The following is a 17,237-nucleotide window of genomic DNA, read 5'->3' as shown; positions in this document are numbered from 1 at the left end:
GCACGCCTTGCCCGAAAAAGTTCGACAAGGATAACAAAAAGCCGTTCAGGTCCCGGCAATCCCCTTCCGATGATAGAAGGGCATGGCACGGAACGCTGAACGGCTTCGGCCCGCCGCCGTGCGGCGCGGGCCATCAGGCAGCGCTACAGATCAGTTCTTCGACTGGTCGACCATCTTGTTCTTGGCGATCCACGGCATCATCGCGCGCAGCTTCTCACCCACCACTTCGATCTCGTGCTCGGCGTTCAGGCGGCGGCGCGAGATCAGGGTCGGGGCGCCGGCCTTGTTCTCCAGCAGGAAGCTCTTGGCGTACTCGCCGGTCTGGATGTCGGTCAGGCACTGCTTCATCGCCTTCTTGGTCTCTTCGGTCACCACGCGCGGACCAGTGACGTATTCACCATATTCCGCGTTGTTGGAGATCGAGTAGTTCATGTTGGCGATGCCGCCTTCGTAGATCAGGTCGACAATCAGCTTCAGTTCGTGCAGGCACTCGAAGTAGGCCATTTCCGGCGCGTAGCCGGCTTCCACCAGGGTCTCGAAGCCAGCCTTGATCAGCTCGACGGTACCGCCGCACAGCACGGCCTGCTCGCCGAACAGGTCGGTTTCGGTCTCTTCGCGGAAGTTGGTCTCGATGATGCCGGCACGGCCGCCGCCGTTGGCGGTGGCGTACGACAGGGCGATGTCACGGGCGGCGCCGGACTTGTTCTGGTGCACGGCGATCAGGTGCGGCACGCCGCCACCTTGCGTGTACGTGGCGCGCACGGTGTGGCCCGGGGCCTTCGGCGCGATCATGATCACGTCCAGGTCGGCACGCGGGATCACGGCACCGTAGTGCACGTTGAAGCCGTGGGCGAAGGCCAGCGCGGCGCCTTCCTTGATGTTGTCGTGCACTTCGTTCTTGTACACGTCGGCGATCTGCTCGTCCGGCAGCAGGATCATGACCACGTCGGCACCCTTGACGGCCTCGGCCACTTCCTTGACTTGCAGGCCGGCGTTGGCGGCCTTGTTCCACGACGCGCCGCTCTTGCGCAGGCCGACCGTCACGTTGACGCCCGAATCCTTCAGGTTCAGCGCGTGGGCGTGGCCCTGCGAGCCATAACCGATGATGGTGACGTTCTTGCCCTTGATCAGCGAGAGGTCGGCGTCCTTGTCGTAAAACACTTTCATGATAAATCCTTCAATCTCTGTCTTTTATATGAGGGGGGCGGCATCCTCGTGTGCATTGTGTGCGCACGGATCGCGCCGCCCGGGGATACTGCTTGAACCTGTGCGACTGGCTGTGCGAGCGGCGTTGGATCAGACCTTCAGGATGCGCTCGCCGCGGCCAATGCCCGAGCCGCCGGTACGGACGGTCTCCAGGATGGCGGTGCGGTCGATCGCGTCCAGGAACGCATCGAGCTTGACGCCGTTGCCGGTCAGCTCGATGGTGTAGGTCTTCTCGGTGACATCGATGATGCGGCCGCGGAAGATGTCGGCGGTGCGCTTCATTTCTTCGCGCTCCTTGCCGACCGCGCGCACCTTGACGAGCATGAGCTCGCGCTCGATGTGCGCGCCTTCGGTCAGGTCGACCACCTTGACCACTTCGACCAGGCGGTTCAGGTGCTTGGTGATCTGCTCGATCACGTCATCCGAGCCGGTGGTGACGATGGTCATGCGCGACAGCGAGGAATCCTCCGTCGGCGCCACAGTCAGCGTCTCGATGTTGTAGCCGCGGGCCGAGAACAGGCCCACCACGCGCGACAGCGCACCGGCTTCGTTTTCCAGCAGGACCGAAATGATGTGTCGCATTACAGGTCCTCCGCGCCGAGCAGCATTTCGGAAATGCCCTTGCCCGCCTGGACCATCGGCCAGACGTTTTCGGTGGGATCGGTCTGGAAGTCCAGGAACACGGTACGGTCCTTCAGGCGGAACGCCTCGCGCAGCGCCGGCTCGACGTCGGACGTCTTCTCGACGCGCATGCCGATATGCCCGTAGGCCTCGGCCAGCTTGACGAAGTCGGGCAGCGCGTCCATGTAGGAGTGCGAGTAGCGGTTGTCGTACTCGATCTCCTGCCACTGGCGCACCATGCCGAGGTAGCCGTTGTTGAGCGAGCAGATCTTCACCGGGGTGTCGTACTGCAGGCAGGTCGACAGTTCCTGGATGCACATCTGGATCGAGCCTTCACCGGTGATGGTGACGACTTCCTTCTCCGGGAATGCCTTCTTGATGCCCATCGCGTACGGCAGCCCCACGCCCATCGTGCCCAGGCCACCCGAGTTGATCCAGCGGCGCGGCTCGTTGAACTTGTAGAACTGCGCGGCCCACATCTGGTGCTGGCCGACATCGGAGCAGATGAAGGCATCGCCGTGGGTCAGTTCCCAGATCTTTTCCACCACGTACTGCGGCTTGATGATCTCGGAGCTGCGGTCGTACTTCAGGCAGTCGACCGAGCGCCATTGCTCGATCTGCTCCCACCACTTGGCCAGGGCCTCGCGCTTGGGCTTGACGTCGCTGGCCTTGAGCTGGGCGATCAGTTCCTGCAGCACGTCCTTGACGTTGCCGACGATGGGGATGTCCACCTTGACGCGCTTCGAGATCGACGACGGGTCGATATCGATATGGATAATCTTGCGCGCCTGCGAGGTGAAGTGCGACGGGTTGCCGATCACGCGGTCGTCGAAGCGGGCGCCGATGGCGATCAGCACGTCGCAGTTCTGCATGGCCATGTTGGCTTCATACGTGCCGTGCATGCCGAGCATGCCGACGAACTGCTTGCTGGTGCCGGGGAACGCGCCCAGGCCCATCAGCGTGTTGGTCACCGGGTGGCCGGTCATCGCGGCCAGCTGGCGCAACTCGTCGCTGGCATTGGCCAGCACCACGCCGCCGCCGGAGTAGATGTACGGGCGCTCGGCGCCCTGCAGCAGCGCCACCGCCTTGCGGATCTGGCCCGAGTGTCCCTTGTTCACCGGGTTGTACGAGCGCATGTCGATCGACTTGGGGTACTCGTACTTGCAGGAATTGCGGGAAACATCCTTGGGAATGTCCACCACCACCGGGCCCGGACGGCCGGTCGAGGCGATGAAGAACGCCTTCTTGATGGTCGCGGCGAGGTCGCGCACGTCCTTCACCAGGAAGTTGTGCTTGACGATCGGGCGGGTGATGCCGACGGTGTCGCACTCCTGGAAGGCGTCCTGGCCAATGGCGTGGGTCGGCACGTTGCCGGTGATCACTACCATCGGGATCGAGTCGAGGTACGCGGTGGCAATGCCGGTGACAGCATTGGTCACGCCGGGACCAGAGGTCACCAGGGCGACACCCACCTTGCCCGTTGCGCGTGCGTAGCCGTCTGCGGCATGAACCGCGGCCTGCTCGTGGCGCACCAGGATGTGCTCGAACTTGGTTTGCTTGTGGAGCTCGTCGTAGATATACAGCACTGCGCCGCCGGGATAGCCCCAGACGTACTCGACGCCTTCTTCGGCAAGTGCGTGAACGAGAATTTCCGCCCCGATCATTTCGGGTGCGGCAGATGAATTGCTGTCTGCGTGGGAGAATTCCGCGCTGGGCATGTTCATTTCAGTCCTTTGCAATTTTCGGCAAAAAATTGTTTGGATGCTCTCTGCCGAACTTGTGGCTCGGGTTCAAGCGGTGCGCGTCTGCATGGAAGACCGCCTCATAAGCGGCCGGATGAGACAACCACTGATGTCGTGTGAACCTTCGATGATACTGCAATGCACCAGCGCGGTCTATGGTTGTTTCACCCCGCGCCGCTCAGGGTTTTACCGGGCCGCTGGCTGCTTTAGCAGGCGCTTTAGCAGTCAGCCAATGTATTTCCCTCAATACAAAATGGTACATCCGCGGGTTTTTTTGCTAGCATCGCAGCACCTTGCGTGTGCCACGGGTCGTACGCAGCACATTCGCAAGGACCGGGCAATCGATCGACGCAACAGGCTCCACAGCAAGCCGCACACCAAGCCGCACTCCGCCTGAATGGCCACCGACCAGGAACTGACCGATTTTCTTGCCAGCGTCGAACGCCGCGCCTTCAAGCAGGCCGTGTTCGCGGTCCGCGACGACGAGGCGGCGCTGGATATCGTGCAGGACGCCATGATCAAGCTGGCCGAGAAATATGGCGACAAAGGTGCCGGCGAACTCCCGCCGCTGTTCCAGCGCATCCTGCAGAACACCATCCACGACTGGTTCCGCCGCCAGAAGGTGCGCAACACGTGGGTGACGCTGTTTTCCAGCCTGCGCGACGACCGCGACGGGGGCGACGACAACGACTTGCTGGAAACGCTGGAGGCGCAGGCCGGCTCGGCATCGGCGGAAAGCAGTGCCGACCAGGTCGAACGCGCTCAGGTGATGCACATCATCGAGCAGGAGATCCAGCGCCTGCCGGCGCGTCAACGCGAGGCATTCCTGATGCGTTACTGGGAAGATATGGACGTTGCCGAAACCGCAGCCGTGATGGGTTGCTCCGAGGGCAGCGTCAAGACGCACTGTTCCCGTGCCACGCATACTCTGGCGCAAGCCCTGCGCGCACGGGGGGTTCGACTATGAGCATAAACGAGAGAGATATCCGCGAACGCCGGTTCACCCATGAGATCCGCACGGCACTGGATGCCAGTGCGGAGGCATTGCCGGCCGACATCACCGAACGGCTCGCCGCCGCGCGCCGGATTGCGCTCGCGCGCAAGAAGGCTGAAGCAACCGTGCCGGTGCCGCAATTCGCCATGCCGGGACCGCATGTCCCGATATTCGATGACGAGACCTCGCCGCTGCACCGCGCTGGTGCCTGGCTGCGCCGCCTGGGCCTGATCTGGACGCTGGTGGCGCTGGCCGCCGGCCTGATGGGTATCTACCACTGGCAGCAACAGAAGCGCGTGGAAGAACTGGCCGATGTCGATGCGGCCATGCTGCTCGACGACCTGCCGCCCACGGCCTACGCCGACGAGGGCTTCCACGTCTTCCTGAAACGCGGGCAATAGCATGGCGCCTGCACTGTCCCGCCCCGACGCCCTGCGCCGCCGGCTGGCCGCGCTGCTGCTGGCCATGTCCGGCGCCGCCACTGGCTGGTGCCTGCTGCCGGCCGCCGCGCACGCGCAAGCCGCCTCCGGCGCCAGCGCGGCAGCAAGCGCACGCCCTGCGTGGTCCGAGCTGAGCCCGGTCAACCAGCGCATCCTGGCGCCGCTGCAGCCACTCTGGGACACCCTGCCCGAACTGAATCGCCGCAAGTGGCTGCGCATTGCCGAGCGCTACCCGAAGTTCTCGCCGGCGGAACAGGCCCGGCTGCAGACGCGCATGGACGAATGGGTCAAGATGACGCCGCAGCAGCGGCGGCTGGCGCGCGAGAACTACCAGATCACCCGCGCGCTGCCGGCCGAGAAAAAGGCCGAGGCGTGGGACAAGTACCAGGCCCTCCCGGAAGAGCAGAAGAAGAAGCTGGCCGCCGCCGAGCGCGTGCCCAGCCGGCCCGGTGCCGTCAGCGCGCTGCCGAGCACCAAGCGCCTGCCGGGCAGCACCAGCCACGCGGTCCGGCACGAGCCCAAAGCCGGTGGCGCCGGTGGCGCCGCCGGCAAGCCGGCCAGCGAAGTCCAGGCCGCGTCGGCAGCAGTAGCGCCGGCCACGGCGGCAGCGTCATCCGCGCCGGCCGCAGTGTCCGCCACCGTGCCCACACCCGCGACGACACCCGCAGCCACGCCACCGGCGGCCACCAGCACTGCCCCGGCCGCTCCGGAACCTGCCACCGAGGCCGCGGCGGCCTCCGAAGGCACGGCGCGCCAGTAGTCGCCTGTTGGACGGGTGGCCGCCATGCCCTTTGGCATAATGGCTGTCTTGCTCGCGTTGCGTTTCGCTTGCTTGCGCCGCCCTCTTTCGCCTGACATGCCCGCTGCCACCACCCTCGACCCAAAGCCCGCCGCAGCTCCCGCACCGGTGGCCCCGCCTCTGCGCCGCCGCTTTGCCTGCATGCTGTACGAAGGCGTCCTGCTGTTCGGCGTGCTGAGCGCTTCTACTGCCCTCTTCCTGCTGCTGCGGCCGCTGCTGCAGCGTCTCGGCCTGGACGGTCCGCTGACGATCCAGCTATGGAGCTTCGTGGTGATGGGCCTGTATTTCACCTGGTTCTGGCAGCGCAACGGCCAGACCCTGGCCATGCAGACCTGGCGCATCCGTGTCGAGAACGCCGCCGGCGTGCCACCGCGCTGGCCGCAGGCAGCGCTGCGCTACGTGCTGGCGTGGCTGTGGCTGCCGCCGTCGGCGGCGGTCGGGCATCTGCTGGGACTGGTCAAGGGCCCGTTCGTCGGCGTGCTGTGCGCCGGCCTGCTGATCTGGATCCTGCTGGCCTGGCTCGACCCGCGCCGCCAGTTCCTGCACGACCGCCTCGCCGGTACACGGCTCGCGGATTTGCGCACGCCCAAGGCATGACGCTCAACGCCGCCGGCATCCGCCGCCTGGCGGTGACCGCGCAGGCGGCCGCGGCGCTGGGCACCGGCGCCGCGCTGGTACGGCTGGCGGGATGGCCGTGGCCGGGCGCGATCGCCGCCGGCGTGGCGGTGATCCTCGGCGCCTTCGCAGCCAGCATCGCCATCGCCTTTGCCTTTACCGAGCGCGGACTATGGGTGGCGGCGGGCCAGCGCCCGCCCGCACCGCCACAGGAACTGGTCGCGACGCGCCGTCCCTTGCGCGTGCCTGAAGCGTTGCGGTGCTACCTGAACGAGATCCGCGCCGTGCTGCGCATGTTCGACTGGCTGCAGCCGTTCCGCGCCCGCGCCCCCTTTGCCCCGCCCGCTGACGCCCTGCCCGGCCGCGACGCACCGCCGGTGCTGCTGGTCCACGGGTACGCCTGCGGGCAGGCGATCTGGCTCGACCTGCAGCCGGCGCTGGCGGCGGCAGGCTACCGCTGCGAAGGCATCGACCTGCTGCCGGTCTTCGGCGATATCGACGACTACTCCCACGCGCTGCTCGCCGCGATGCGGCGCATGGCCGCGGCATACGGCCGGGCGCCGCTGCTGGTGTGCCACAGCATGGGCGGACTGGTGGCGCGCGCGGCGCTGCAGCTGGCTGGCGACGAGGACGCCTGCGCCGGCATCGTGACCCTCGGCACTCCGCACCATGGCAGCGCGCTGGCGCGCTTCGGCGGCGGGCATAACGCCAGGCAGATGCGCTGCGGCAGCCCCTGGCTGCGCGCGCTTGCCGGCGCGGAAAGCCCGCGCCTGCGCGCGCGCATGGTCTCGGTGTTCAGCTGGCACGACTCGATCGCCGGGCCGCCCTGCACCGGCTGGCTCGACGGCGCGGGACATATCGCGCTGTCAGGCATCGGCCATGTCTCGCTGCTGCGGCATCCGGCGGCGATCCAGGCGGTGCTGGATGCACTGCAGGAGCTGTCGGCACGCGGACGCTAGCCGACACCGACGGCATCGCTGCTGTCCCGCCTACGCCACGGTTTCCCACGCTTCACAAGTCAGTCATGTTTCCGTCACGGCGCCGTCATCGCGCGCTGGCTGAATGCAGCCATCGCCGCTACCGGGACTGCCATGGTGCAAGCACTCCGATCCGCCCGCGGATACCTGTCGAAGGCCGCGCAACTGAAGCAACGGCTGCGCCGCGGTGCCGACACCGGCTGGGAAGCCGCGCCGCTCACCGCCTTCCTGCCGCCAGGCCTTGACGGCGCCGCACTCGCGCCGCTGCGCGAGCAGCCGGACACCTATCCGCCGGAGCCGCACCCGGTCCACCGTTACCGCGCCATCTGGCTGTCCGACATCCACCTGGGCACGCCTGGCTGCCAGGCCACCTACCTGCTCGACTTCCTCAAGCACAACGAATCCGACCAGCTCTACCTGGTCGGCGACATCATCGACGGCTGGCAGCTGCGCCGCGGCTGGTACTGGCCGCAAAGCCACAACGATGTGGTGCAGAAGCTGCTGCGCAAGGCGCGCAAGGGCACCGAGGTGATCTACGTGCCCGGCAACCACGACGAAGCCGCGCGCCAGTTCGACGGCATGGCGTTCGGCGACATCACCGTGCGCGAAGAGGCGGTGCATGTCACCGCCACCGGACGCCGGCTGTGGGTGGTGCACGGCGACCTGTTCGACGGCGTGGTGCAGCACGCGCGCTGGCTCGCCTACCTGGGCGATTCGCTGTACACGATGATCCTGGCGCTGAACCGGCACTTCAACCGGCTACGTGCGCGACTGGGCTTCCCGTACTGGTCGCTGTCGCAGTTCCTGAAGCACCAGGTCAAGAACGCGGTCAACTACATCAGCGCCTTCGAGACCGCGATGGTCGACGAAGCGCGCCGGCGCGGCTGCGACGGCGTGGTCTGCGGCCACATCCACAAGGCCGAGATCCGCGAGGTCAACGGCCAGCTCTACTGCAATGACGGCGACTGGGTCGAGAGCCTGTCGGCGCTGGTCGAGACCATGGAAGGCGAACTGAAGATCGTCTACTGGACCACACTGCTGGATCCGCCCGAACCGGCCACGCGCCGCCGGCGCCGTGCCGCGGTGGCGGGCTGATCCTGCCCCGGCAACCCTGATTCCGCCTTGCCCTGCCAACGCCCCCGAGGAGGCTGCATGAAGATCCTGATCGTCACCGATGCCTGGGAACCGCAAGTCAACGGCGTGGTGCGCACGCTCAAATCCACGCGCCGCGAGCTGGAGGCACTGGGCCACACGGTCGACATGATCACGCCGCTGGAATTCCGCACGGTGCCGTGCCCGACCTACCCCGAGATCCGGCTGTCGCTGCTGCCGTCGGCGCGGGTGCGGCGGCGCATCGAAGCGTTCGGCCCCGATGCCCTGCATATCGCCACCGAAGGCCCGCTGGGCCTGGCCGCGCGGCGCCATGCGCTGCGCCGGCGACTGCCCTTCACCACGGCCTACCACACGCGATTTCCGGAGTACGTGCAGGCGCGCTTCGGGATCCCGCTGGCCTGGACCTACCGCTTCCTGCGCTGGTTCCACGGCCCGGCGCAGTCGGTGATGGCGCCGACGCCGGTGGTGCTAGACGACCTGCACCAGCACGGCATCGACCATGGCGTGCTGTGGACGCGCGGCGTCGACCTGGACGTGTTCACGCCACAGCGCGCCAACGTGCTCAACACGGCGCACCCGATCTTCCTGTACGTGGGCCGCGTGGCGGTGGAGAAGAACGTCGAGGCCTTCCTGGCGCTGGACCTGCCCGGCTCCAAGTGGGTGGTCGGCGACGGCCCCGCACTGCCCTCGCTGCGTACGCGCTATCCCGGCGCCAACTACCTGGGCGTGCTGAGCCAGCCGGAACTGGCCCGGGTGTATGCTTCGGCTGATGTCTTCGTGTTCCCGAGCCGCACCGACACCTTCGGGCTGGTGCTGCTGGAAGCGCTGGCCAGCGGCCTGCCGGTGGCGGCGTACCCGGTCACCGGCCCGATCGACGTGCTGGGCGACAGCCCCGCGGGCGTGATGCACGAAGACCTGCGCGAAGCCTGCCTGGAAGCGCTGCGCATCGACCGCGCCACGGCCCGAGGCCATGCCGAGAGGTTTTCATGGCGCGCCGCCTCCGAGCAGTTCCTGGCCCACTTGCGGCCGTTCGCCGCCGGCAAGCCGGTCGGCGCAGCGGCCCAACCCGCATCGCAAACCCATGCCGAAACCCCATCCGGAACTGCCGTCCGACCCGCCCCTGCAGAGGCCGCCGGCAGCCCAGAGCGCTGACTACACGATCGAGCAGAACCCCCACAAAGGCAACCGCGGCCTGGCACGCGCCTGGCGTGCCGCGATCAACTCGCTGTCCGGCCTGCGCTACGCGGTGCTGGAGGAAAGCGCGTTCCGCCAGGAACTGACGCTGGTGGCGATCCTGGCGCCATGCGCCTTCCTGCTGCCGGTGGGGGTGGTCGAACGCATCCTGCTGCTCGGCACGCTCCTGGTCGTGCTGATCGTGGAACTGCTCAACTCCAGCGTCGAGGCGGCAATCGACCGGATCTCGCTGGAACGCCACAGCCTGTCCAAGCGCGCCAAGGATTTCGGCAGCGCAGCGGTGTTGCTGGCGCTGGTGCTGTGCGGGGGCACCTGGCTTGCCATTGCCGGGCCCCACGTGGTGCACTGGGCACGGGCACTGGCCGGCTGACCTCCGGGGCGGGGAACCAGCCAGGGCCCGCCGGGCCTTGGGCCGGGCCGATTGCTTATAATCGCTACCCTGCCACGATTCACCGATCGACCCATCGCCCGGACGCCCATGGAACCGAAACCGCAAACCGGCCCCCGCCGTACCAGGGACCGCATCCTCGACGTCTCGCTGCGCCTGTTCAACGAAGTCGGCGAACCGAACGTCACCACCACGACGATCGCGGAAGCGATGGAGATCAGCCCCGGCAATCTCTACTACCACTTCCGCAACAAGGACGACATCATCAACTCCATCTTCGTGCGCTTCGAGCAGGAGATGGAGCGCCGGCTGAAGATGCCGGACGACCACAAGGCGACCCTGGACGAGAGCTGGGGCTACCTGCAGTACATGTCCGAGTTCCTGTGGAACTACCGCTTCCTGTATCGCGACATCAACGACCTGCTGGCGCGCAACCGGATGCTGGAGACCAACTTCAAGCGCATCGTCGAGCAGAAGCAGCGCTTCGCGCACGAGATCTGCCGGCAGTTCCTGGAAGACGGCGAGATGGAAGCCACGCCCGAGCAGGTCGAGGCGATCTGCACCAACATGGTGGTCATCGCCACCTACTGGCTGTCGTTCCAGTTCGTGCAGCATCCGCGCCAGTACAACGATCCCGAGCAGATCCGCGGCTACCTGCACGGCTCCAGCTACCACATCTTCTCGATCCTCGCGCCCTACCTGCGCGGCCGCGCGCGCGAGGCCTTCGACCAGCTGGCCCGCGATTACGCGGCATCCAGGGCAGCCACCGAGGCGGCAAAGGAAAAGAAGTGAAATCTGTCTGTGTCTATTGCGGCTCCAGCCCCGGCAACCGCCCCGAATATGCCGAGGGCGCGCGCCTGCTCGGCCGCACGCTGGCCGAGCGCGGCCTGGCGCTGGTCTATGGCGGCGGCAAGGTCGGCCTGATGGGCACCGTGGCCGACGCGGTGCTGGAACACGGCGGCACCGTCATCGGCATCATCCCGGACGCGCTGATGCAGAAGGAAGTTGGCCACCGCGGCCTGACCGAGCTGCACGTGGTGCGCAACATGCACGAGCGCAAGCAGATGATGGCCGACCGCTCCGATGCCTTCATCGCCATGCCCGGCGGCGTAGGCACCTTCGAAGAGCTGTTCGAGACCTTCACCTGGCTGCAGCTGGGCTACCACGACAAGCCGGTGGGCCTGCTCAACGTCAGCGGCTTCTATGACGGCATGCTGGGTTTCCTCAACCATGCCGTGCAGGAAGGTTTCCTGAAGCAGGTGCATGCCGACCTGCTGCATGTGGCCGACCTGCCTGGCACGCTGCTCGACCAGCTGGCCGCCGCGCCGCGCGTGCGCGTGGACAAGTGGCAGCAGGCCCGCGACAAGACCTGATGCCCGGCGCGGCGCCTGCCGCGCCTAGAACGACGAGCCCGGCTGCTGCAGGAACGCCTGTTCCCCGGCCGTGCTCGGCCTGCCCAGCACCGCATTGCGGTGCGGGAAGCGGCCAAAGCGCACGATGATCTCGCGGTGCTTGTCGGCCCACTCCACCACATCCACCTTGCCGCCACTGGACTCGCGCAGCTGCGTCATCAGCCGCACCGCCTCGTCCTGGTCCTCCAGCGCTTCCGAATGCTCGAATGGCATGTAGCAGAACATGCGGTGGTAGTCCGTCGGCAGCGCCCGGTCCATGCCGGTGGCGACGATGCGCCTGGCCAGCGCCAGCGCCTGCGCATCGGTGCCGAAGCTGCGCGGGTCGTTGCGGAAGATGTTGCGCGGGAACTGGTCCAGCAGCACCACGCGCGCGCAGGCGCCTGCGGGCGTGACCGACCAGTCGTCCGCCGCGCCCTCGCTGGCAACCTGCCAGTCAGACAGGAAGTGCGTGCGGATCTGGGCATCGAAGTCATCCGACTTGATGAACCATGCGGGGCGCGAGGTATTCCAGGCCGCTGAACCAGGCTGGTCGAACCAGAAATCGAGCACGCGGCAGGCACCTTCAGGCAGTTGCACGGACATAAGCGGAGATTCTTTCGCGATGAAAAGGGGAAGGTAGGCGCTTCAGCGTGGCTTCAGCGCGCGACGTTGCGCATCCAGTCGGCGGTCTGGAAGAACGCCTGCATCAGGCGCAGCTGCAGGTCCTCGGGCAGGCCGACGTCCTGCATCGCCAATGCCATGCAGCGCATCCACTGGTCGCGCTCGCTGACGCCGATCTCGAACGGCATGTGGCGCGCGCGCAGGCGCGGATGGCCGAAACGCTCGATAAAGTGGTTGGGGCCGCCCAGCCAGCCGCACAGGAACCAGAACAGCTTGTCGCGCGAGCCTTCCAGCGAAGGCGGATGGATCGCGCGCAGCCCGGCAAACTGGGTTTCCAGGTCCATCAGGTCGTAGAAGCGGTCGACCAGCTCGCGCACGCGCGCCTCGCCGCCGACCAGGTCGAACGCCGTCACTTCGGTCTGCCCTTCAGGGGTGCTGCCGGCGCTGCCGGCGCTGTCGGATTTTTGATTGGATTCAGTACTCATCACACACTCGGGGCGCGGTGCCGCTCAGGCGTCACGCAAGGTCGCCAGCGCCGGCTGGCGCAGCACTTCGCGCAGGCCCAGCCAGCCGCCGGCAAAAGCGCACAGCATGCCAGAAACCACGCCGACCGGCACGATCCACACATTGAAGCGGTACGGGAAGTCGAACACGAACTGCGACAGCCCCCACCCTACCGCGATCGCGCCCAGGCTCGCCAGGAAGCCAGCCAGGCCGCCCACGACCAAAAATTCAGCGTATTGGGTCTGCCGCACCAGTGCCGCCGACGCCCCCAGCGCCTTGAGCAGGCCGGCGTCGCGCATGCGCTCGTCGCGCGCCCCGGACAGCGCCGCGTACAGCACCGTGACCCCGGCGGCGAGCGTGAAGACAAACAGGAACTCCACCGCCGCGATCACCTGGTCCAGGATGTCCTGGATCTGGCGCAGGATCATGTCGGTGTTGACCACCGTGATGTTGGGGAAGGCCGCGATCAGCCGGTTGCCCAGCGCCGTGCTGGCAGCCGGCAGGTGGAACGAGGTGATGTAGGTCTCGGGCATGCCCTGCATCGCCGACGGCGGCAGGATCACGAAGAAGTTGACCCGCATCGAGCCCCAGTCGAGCTTGCGCAGCGAGGTCACGCGTGCCTGCACCGCCTGGCCGGCCACGTCGAAGCGCAGCGTGTCGCCGAGGTGGATTCCCAGCGTCTTGGCAATGCCCTCCTCCACCGAGGCGCCCGCGTCGGTGCCGGCGCTGCCGTCGGACCACCGCCCGGCGATCACGCGGTTGCCCTCCGGCAGCACATCGGTATAGGACAGGTTGAATTCGCGCTCGACCAGGTTGCGCGCGCGACCTTCCTCGAAGCTGCCGGCCTGGATCGCACGCTCGCCGATATGGGTCAGGCGCCCGCGCACCATCGGATAAAGCAGGTCTTTGATGCCCGCGCCGGCTAGCATCATGCGCAGCGGCTCGCGCTGGTCGGGCTGGATATTGATGATGAAGCGGTTGGGCGCATCGGCCGGCGTGGCGCTGCGCCACGAATCGACCAGGTCGTTGCGGGTCATGCCGAGCAGCAGCAGTGCCATCAGCCCCACCGCCAGCGCCACGGTCTGCAGCACGGTGACGCCGCGGCGGCGCTCCAGCACCGCCAGGGCAAAGCGCCAGCCCATCGACGCGGCGCCGCGCAGGCGGCCGCGCAGCACGCGCGACAGCAGCGTCAGCAGGCCCAGCGCCAGCACGCCGAACACCACGCCGGCGGCGACAAAGCCGCCGGCCGTGGTCAACCCGAGCCGCAGGTCGCGCGCCGCCACCAGCAGCAGCGCGACAAAGGCGCCCAGGCCCAGCGCATACGCGACCCACGCCGACACCGGCGGCGGCCCGATATCACGCCGCAGCACCCGCAGCGGCGCCACGCGCGTCAGCGCCAGCAGCGGCGGCAGCGCAAACCCGGCCAGCAGCACCAGCCCGGCCAGCACGCCCACCAGCGCCGGCAACGCCGAAGGCTGCGGCAGCGACACCTTGAGCAGCCCGCCCAGCGACAGCAGCAGCCCGTAGTGCGCCACGTAGCCGATCAGCACGCCGGCCAGCGCACCGCCCGCGCCGATCAGCAGGAATTCCAGCCCGAACGCGCGCAGGATCTGTCCGCGCGACAGCCCCAGGCATTTGTAGACCGCGCAGGCGTCGGTATGGCGCTGCATGTAGCGGCGCGCCGACATCGCGATCGCCACCGCCGCGATCATCGATGACAGCACCGCCACCAGCGACAAAAAGCGCTCGGCCCGGTCGAGCGTGGCACGCATCTGCGGCTGGCCGGATTCGAGCGACTCGATCCGGGTGTTGCGCAGCTTGCGGCGGCCAATCTCATCCCGGGCCCACTTCTGGTACGCGGCGCCGGCCGCATCCGTACCGGCCACCAGCAGCCGGTAGGTCACGCGGCTGCCCCAGCCGATCAGGCCGGTGGCTTCCAGGTCCGACAGCGGCATCAGCACGCGCGGCGCGAAGTTCATGAAGCCCGTGCCGCGGTCCATCTCCTGCGTGATGATGCGGTCGATGCGGAAGGTGCGGCTGCCGAGCTGCAGCGCATCGCCCACGCCGACGCCGAGCGCGCCCATCAGCGCTTCGTCGACCCATACCGTGCCCGGCGCGGGGATGCCTTCGGCGGGCGCATCCGGCGTGCCCGGCGTGTTGGTCACCCTGAGCCTGCCGCGCAGCGGATAGCCGTCGGTCACGGCCTTGAGCGCGGCCAGCTGGCTGGGCGCCTCGGCGCCGGCGGCGCGCGGCTTGCCGCTGGCCGTGGCCATGCTCGGGAAGGTTACCGTCTGCGCGACCGCCAGCCCCTGTTCCCTGGCGCGCTGCGCGAAGGCGGCGTCGAAGGGATGGTCCGAGACCAGCAGCACGTCCGCGGCGATCATCTGCCGCGCATCGCGCTCCAGCCCCAGCCGCATGCGGTCAGCCATGAAGCCGACGCTGGACAGCGCCGCCACCGCCAGCACCAGCGCGAACAGCAGCAGGTAAAGCTCGCCGGCGAGCCAGTCGCGGCGCGCCATGCGCAGCGCCTGGCGCCACGCGGAAAACCTGCCAGCTTGCGCATTGAGCGCGCCGGCAGCGGGACTGGCGTTGGTGGTCGGGGCGTCGATGGCGGACTCGGGGGGCATCGGTGGTTCGGTTCTTGCGTGGCGCCGGTGCGCCTCGGGTCAGTCGGAAAGCCGGAAACAAGGAATACGGATCCGGCGTGGACGGCAAAAGCTAGGGCGGTCCCGGCCGCCCCGACCGCGCGCTGCCGCCGCGCAGGCCGGCATGCAGCCGGCGCACGCCGCGCCACAGCTTGGGCAGCAGCCAGATGGCGGCCACCAGGAACAGTACCAGCACCACCAGGAACACCACCGGCAGGAAAAACGCCAGCATCAGGCTGCCGGTTGCGGTCAGGTCCTCGGTGAATGAGGCTGCCCAGTTGGAAAACGGTTCCGGCGAAACGTTGATCAGCGCCCGCGTGCCAGCCTTGGCCGCATGCGCGGTGCCGGCCAGCGTGCCGCCAATCAGGCCGGCCGCCACCACCCACTGCGGGTCGAGCTGGCCAAATGCGGCAGCCGCCAGGATCGCACCGGCGGGGATGCGCACGAAGGTATGGATGCCGTCCCAGACCGTATCGAAGCCCGGCACCTTGTCGGCAACGAACTCGGCCACGGCCAGCACCGCGGCGATGCCGATCACCCACCACGATTCCAGCGGCTGCAGCCCGGGCGGCAGCTCCAGCCAGCCCAGGCGTGCCATCACGCCGGCGGCGAGCACGGCGAGGTAAAGGCGAAAACCGCTGGCCCAGGACATGCCCGCGGCCAGCGCGGCGGTTTCCAGCATGGTGCTCCTTGCAAGGCCGGGCGCGCGCGGGGCACGCCCTGGCAAGGAGTGTAATACGACCGGGGCGGACGGGCAGCGCGGCCCGTCATGCCAACGGCAGGCCGCCCGGCCCGCCGCTCAGTTGCCTTCCTTGCCGTCCGGCCCGAACCAGGGCAGCGCCTCCTGCGGCGTCAGCACCCCGGCCGGCTCCGCCATGGCGTATCCCGGCAGCGCTTCAATGCGTCTGGCAAACGCCGGATCGGCCAGCAGGGCCATCAGCGCCGCCAGCCAGCCGGCGGTCTGGTCGTTCTTGCGCAACGCCAGGTAATAGGCCTCGCGCGTCAGCGGCACGAAGGCCAGGCCGAGGCTTTCCGCGTTCATGCGCAGCCCGAAGCCGACCTGGGCACGGCCGCCATGCACCGCCTCGCCCACTTTCTCGTTGCTGAACTCGGTATCCTCGTAGCCGGCGATCTGGTCCGGATACAGGCCCTGCGCCGCCAGCAGCTGGTCGAACAGCATGCGCGTGCCCGAGCTGCGCTGGCGGTTGATGAAGCGCGCCTGGGTGCGCACCAGGTCGCGCAGGTCGCGGATCTCGCGCGCCACTTCCGGCGCCACAATCAGCCCCTGCTCGCGCCACGCCAGCCGCAGCAGCCGTACCGACGCCGGCCGCAGCCATTTGCGCAAGGTCACATGCGCCACCGACCCCGCCGTCTGTACCGGCGAGACGTAGAAGCCCGCCAGCTCCGACTGCCGCTCCTGCAGGCAGACCAGCCCTTCCACGCTGCCGCAGAACACGGTATCGAGCTTCAACGGTGTAGTCGCCTCCCCCAGCGCTGCGGCCAGCAGTTCCACCGCCGGATCATGGCTGCCGGTGAAATGCACGCTGGATTGTGGCTGCTGCGCATCGTCCAGCTCGGCGATGAACTCCGCCATGGCCTTCTGCACCACCGGCTCGACCGACTCGCGCAAGCGCAGCTCGGCACGCAGCAGCCGCTCTCCAAAGCGCGTCAGCGAGGCGCCGCGGCCGCGCTCCATGTCGAGCATGGTGCGCCCCAGCATCTCTTCCCACGTTCGCATCACGCCCCAGGCATGGCGGTACGACAAGCCGATCTCGCGCGCGGCGCGGTGCAGCGAGCCAGTCTCGCGCACCGCCTTGAGCAGCTGGAACACCTTGTCGTTGGCGCGCGGATTGTCGTCGGGCGCGATGACGGGGAACAAGTCAAAGCGAAAGCTCATATGTTCTCCGTCTCATATTTACTTGGGAAATCTTGCTGGACCACAATGAACACCCCCATGTTTCTTTGTCTTTCGTTGCATTCTCCCTGA

18 protein-coding genes are annotated in these 17,237 nt (G+C 67.7%); 10 read left to right on the top strand and 8 right to left on the bottom strand.

The window, feature by feature from the left end; all coding sequences use genetic code 11:
• Positions 1 to 150: 150 nt before the first annotated feature.
• From ilvC to CTP10_RS04525, 3 genes are all read right to left on the bottom strand, one after another.
• On the bottom strand, positions 151 to 1,167 hold the full coding sequence (ilvC, locus tag CTP10_RS04535) for a ketol-acid reductoisomerase (RefSeq protein WP_116317518.1): 1,017 nt from the start codon (positions 1,165 to 1,167) through the stop codon (positions 151 to 153).
• Between the two features lie 129 nt (positions 1,168 to 1,296).
• Positions 1,297 to 1,788 (bottom strand): acetolactate synthase small subunit, encoded by a 492-nt coding sequence (gene ilvN / locus CTP10_RS04530; protein ID WP_012352317.1) that lies wholly within the window; start codon positions 1,786 to 1,788, stop codon positions 1,297 to 1,299.
• The gene (locus CTP10_RS04525) at positions 1,788 to 3,551 is read right to left on the bottom strand and encodes an acetolactate synthase 3 catalytic subunit (protein ID WP_116317517.1); all 1,764 of its coding nucleotides are present in this window, start codon (positions 3,549 to 3,551) and stop codon (positions 1,788 to 1,790) included. The genes ilvN and CTP10_RS04525 overlap by 1 nt, the downstream gene beginning before the upstream one ends.
• A 415-nt stretch (positions 3,552 to 3,966) precedes the next feature.
• On the opposite strand from CTP10_RS04525, the gene CTP10_RS04520 reads away from it, so the two are divergent.
• From CTP10_RS04520 to CTP10_RS04475, 10 genes are all read left to right on the top strand, one after another.
• A complete protein-coding gene (locus CTP10_RS04520) occupies positions 3,967 to 4,536 on the top strand; it encodes an RNA polymerase sigma factor (RefSeq protein ID WP_116317516.1) in 570 nt (189 codons plus the stop codon).
• Positions 4,533 to 4,964 carry a DUF3619 family protein gene (locus CTP10_RS04515; protein ID WP_116317515.1) on the top strand — a complete coding sequence of 144 codons (432 nt, stop codon included), beginning with the start codon at positions 4,533 to 4,535 and terminating at the stop codon, positions 4,962 to 4,964. The genes CTP10_RS04520 and CTP10_RS04515 overlap by 4 nt, the downstream gene beginning before the upstream one ends.
• A gap of 1 nt (position 4,965) precedes the next feature.
• Entirely contained in the window at positions 4,966 to 5,763 is a 798-nt protein-coding gene (locus CTP10_RS04510; RefSeq protein WP_116317514.1) for a DUF3106 domain-containing protein, read from the top strand.
• Between the two features lie 96 nt (positions 5,764 to 5,859).
• Positions 5,860 to 6,399 (top strand): RDD family protein, encoded by a 540-nt coding sequence (locus CTP10_RS04505; RefSeq protein WP_116317513.1) that lies wholly within the window; start codon positions 5,860 to 5,862, stop codon positions 6,397 to 6,399.
• Positions 6,396 to 7,376, top strand: coding sequence for a lipase family alpha/beta hydrolase (locus tag CTP10_RS04500; protein ID WP_116317512.1), 981 nt, complete (start codon positions 6,396 to 6,398; stop codon positions 7,374 to 7,376). Before CTP10_RS04505 ends, CTP10_RS04500 begins: the two co-directional genes overlap by 4 nt.
• Before the next feature lie 132 nt (positions 7,377 to 7,508).
• Entirely contained in the window at positions 7,509 to 8,489 is a 981-nt protein-coding gene (locus tag CTP10_RS04495) for a UDP-2,3-diacylglucosamine diphosphatase (RefSeq protein ID WP_116317511.1), read from the top strand.
• A 57-nt stretch (positions 8,490 to 8,546) separates the two neighbouring features.
• A complete protein-coding gene (locus CTP10_RS04490; RefSeq protein WP_116317510.1) occupies positions 8,547 to 9,659 on the top strand; it encodes a glycosyltransferase family 4 protein in 1,113 nt (370 codons plus the stop codon).
• Positions 9,589 to 10,071, top strand: coding sequence for a diacylglycerol kinase (locus tag CTP10_RS04485; protein WP_116317509.1), 483 nt, complete (start codon positions 9,589 to 9,591; stop codon positions 10,069 to 10,071). Before CTP10_RS04490 ends, CTP10_RS04485 begins: the two co-directional genes overlap by 71 nt.
• Positions 10,072 to 10,179: 108 nt before the next feature.
• Positions 10,180 to 10,881 (top strand): TetR/AcrR family transcriptional regulator, encoded by a 702-nt coding sequence (locus tag CTP10_RS04480; RefSeq protein ID WP_116317508.1) that lies wholly within the window; start codon positions 10,180 to 10,182, stop codon positions 10,879 to 10,881.
• Positions 10,878 to 11,462, top strand: coding sequence for a TIGR00730 family Rossman fold protein (locus CTP10_RS04475; protein WP_116317507.1), 585 nt, complete (start codon positions 10,878 to 10,880; stop codon positions 11,460 to 11,462). Before CTP10_RS04480 ends, CTP10_RS04475 begins: the two co-directional genes overlap by 4 nt.
• A 24-nt stretch (positions 11,463 to 11,486) precedes the next feature.
• Here CTP10_RS04475 and CTP10_RS04470 read toward each other — a convergent pair whose 3' ends face one another.
• The 5 genes from CTP10_RS04470 to CTP10_RS04450 all read right to left on the bottom strand — a co-directional run bounded on the left by CTP10_RS04470 (position 11,487) and on the right by CTP10_RS04450 (position 17,147).
• Complete coding sequence (locus tag CTP10_RS04470; protein WP_116317506.1) at positions 11,487 to 12,083, bottom strand: DUF924 family protein; 597 nt, start codon at positions 12,081 to 12,083, stop codon at positions 11,487 to 11,489.
• A 53-nt stretch (positions 12,084 to 12,136) separates the two neighbouring features.
• Positions 12,137 to 12,586, bottom strand: a complete 450-nt coding sequence (locus CTP10_RS04465) for a group II truncated hemoglobin (protein WP_233527958.1) — start codon at positions 12,584 to 12,586, stop codon at positions 12,137 to 12,139.
• Positions 12,587 to 12,610: 24 nt separating this feature from the next.
• The gene (locus CTP10_RS04460; protein ID WP_116317505.1) at positions 12,611 to 15,232 is read right to left on the bottom strand and encodes an ABC transporter permease; all 2,622 of its coding nucleotides are present in this window, start codon (positions 15,230 to 15,232) and stop codon (positions 12,611 to 12,613) included.
• A 91-nt stretch (positions 15,233 to 15,323) separates the two neighbouring features.
• Positions 15,324 to 15,932, bottom strand: coding sequence for a DUF4126 domain-containing protein (locus CTP10_RS04455; protein ID WP_116317504.1), 609 nt, complete (start codon positions 15,930 to 15,932; stop codon positions 15,324 to 15,326).
• 117 nt (positions 15,933 to 16,049) lie between these two features.
• On the bottom strand, positions 16,050 to 17,147 hold the full coding sequence (locus CTP10_RS04450; RefSeq protein WP_116317503.1) for a substrate-binding domain-containing protein: 1,098 nt from the start codon (positions 17,145 to 17,147) through the stop codon (positions 16,050 to 16,052).
• Positions 17,148 to 17,237 lie beyond the last annotated feature (90 nt).

The sequence above is a fragment of the Cupriavidus sp. P-10 genome (genome assembly GCF_003402535.2).
Lineage (GTDB): Bacteria > Pseudomonadota > Gammaproteobacteria > Burkholderiales > Burkholderiaceae > Cupriavidus.
Note: the sequence above shows the minus strand (reverse complement) of the source record. Positions and strands in the feature narration are given on the sequence as shown.

Excerpts from the sequence above, each read along its gene's own strand:
- CTP10_RS04495 (WP_116317511.1), top strand. The coding sequence starts at position 7,509 with ATGGTGCAAGCACTCCGATCCGCCCGCGGATACCTGTCGAAGGCCGCG.
- CTP10_RS04520 (WP_116317516.1), top strand. The coding sequence starts at position 3,967 with ATGGCCACCGACCAGGAACTGACCGATTTTCTTGCCAGCGTCGAACGC.
- CTP10_RS04460 (WP_116317505.1), bottom strand. The coding sequence starts at position 15,232 with ATGCCCCCCGAGTCCGCCATCGACGCCCCGACCACCAACGCCAGTCCC.
- CTP10_RS04525 (WP_116317517.1), bottom strand. The coding sequence starts at position 3,551 with ATGAACATGCCCAGCGCGGAATTCTCCCACGCAGACAGCAATTCATCT.
- CTP10_RS04480 (WP_116317508.1), top strand. The coding sequence starts at position 10,180 with ATGGAACCGAAACCGCAAACCGGCCCCCGCCGTACCAGGGACCGCATC.
- CTP10_RS04500 (WP_116317512.1), top strand. The coding sequence starts at position 6,396 with ATGACGCTCAACGCCGCCGGCATCCGCCGCCTGGCGGTGACCGCGCAG.
- CTP10_RS04510 (WP_116317514.1), top strand. The coding sequence starts at position 4,966 with ATGGCGCCTGCACTGTCCCGCCCCGACGCCCTGCGCCGCCGGCTGGCC.
- CTP10_RS04455 (WP_116317504.1), bottom strand. The coding sequence starts at position 15,932 with ATGCTGGAAACCGCCGCGCTGGCCGCGGGCATGTCCTGGGCCAGCGGT.
- ilvC (WP_116317518.1), bottom strand. The coding sequence starts at position 1,167 with ATGAAAGTGTTTTACGACAAGGACGCCGACCTCTCGCTGATCAAGGGC.
- CTP10_RS04450 (WP_116317503.1), bottom strand. The coding sequence starts at position 17,147 with ATGAGCTTTCGCTTTGACTTGTTCCCCGTCATCGCGCCCGACGACAAT.
- CTP10_RS04490 (WP_116317510.1), top strand. The coding sequence starts at position 8,547 with ATGAAGATCCTGATCGTCACCGATGCCTGGGAACCGCAAGTCAACGGC.
- CTP10_RS04515 (WP_116317515.1), top strand. The coding sequence starts at position 4,533 with ATGAGCATAAACGAGAGAGATATCCGCGAACGCCGGTTCACCCATGAG.
- ilvN (WP_012352317.1), bottom strand. The coding sequence starts at position 1,788 with ATGCGACACATCATTTCGGTCCTGCTGGAAAACGAAGCCGGTGCGCTG.
- CTP10_RS04505 (WP_116317513.1), top strand. The coding sequence starts at position 5,860 with ATGCCCGCTGCCACCACCCTCGACCCAAAGCCCGCCGCAGCTCCCGCA.
- CTP10_RS04465 (WP_233527958.1), bottom strand. The coding sequence starts at position 12,586 with ATGAGTACTGAATCCAATCAAAAATCCGACAGCGCCGGCAGCGCCGGC.
- CTP10_RS04470 (WP_116317506.1), bottom strand. The coding sequence starts at position 12,083 with ATGTCCGTGCAACTGCCTGAAGGTGCCTGCCGCGTGCTCGATTTCTGG.
- CTP10_RS04485 (WP_116317509.1), top strand. The coding sequence starts at position 9,589 with ATGCCGAAACCCCATCCGGAACTGCCGTCCGACCCGCCCCTGCAGAGG.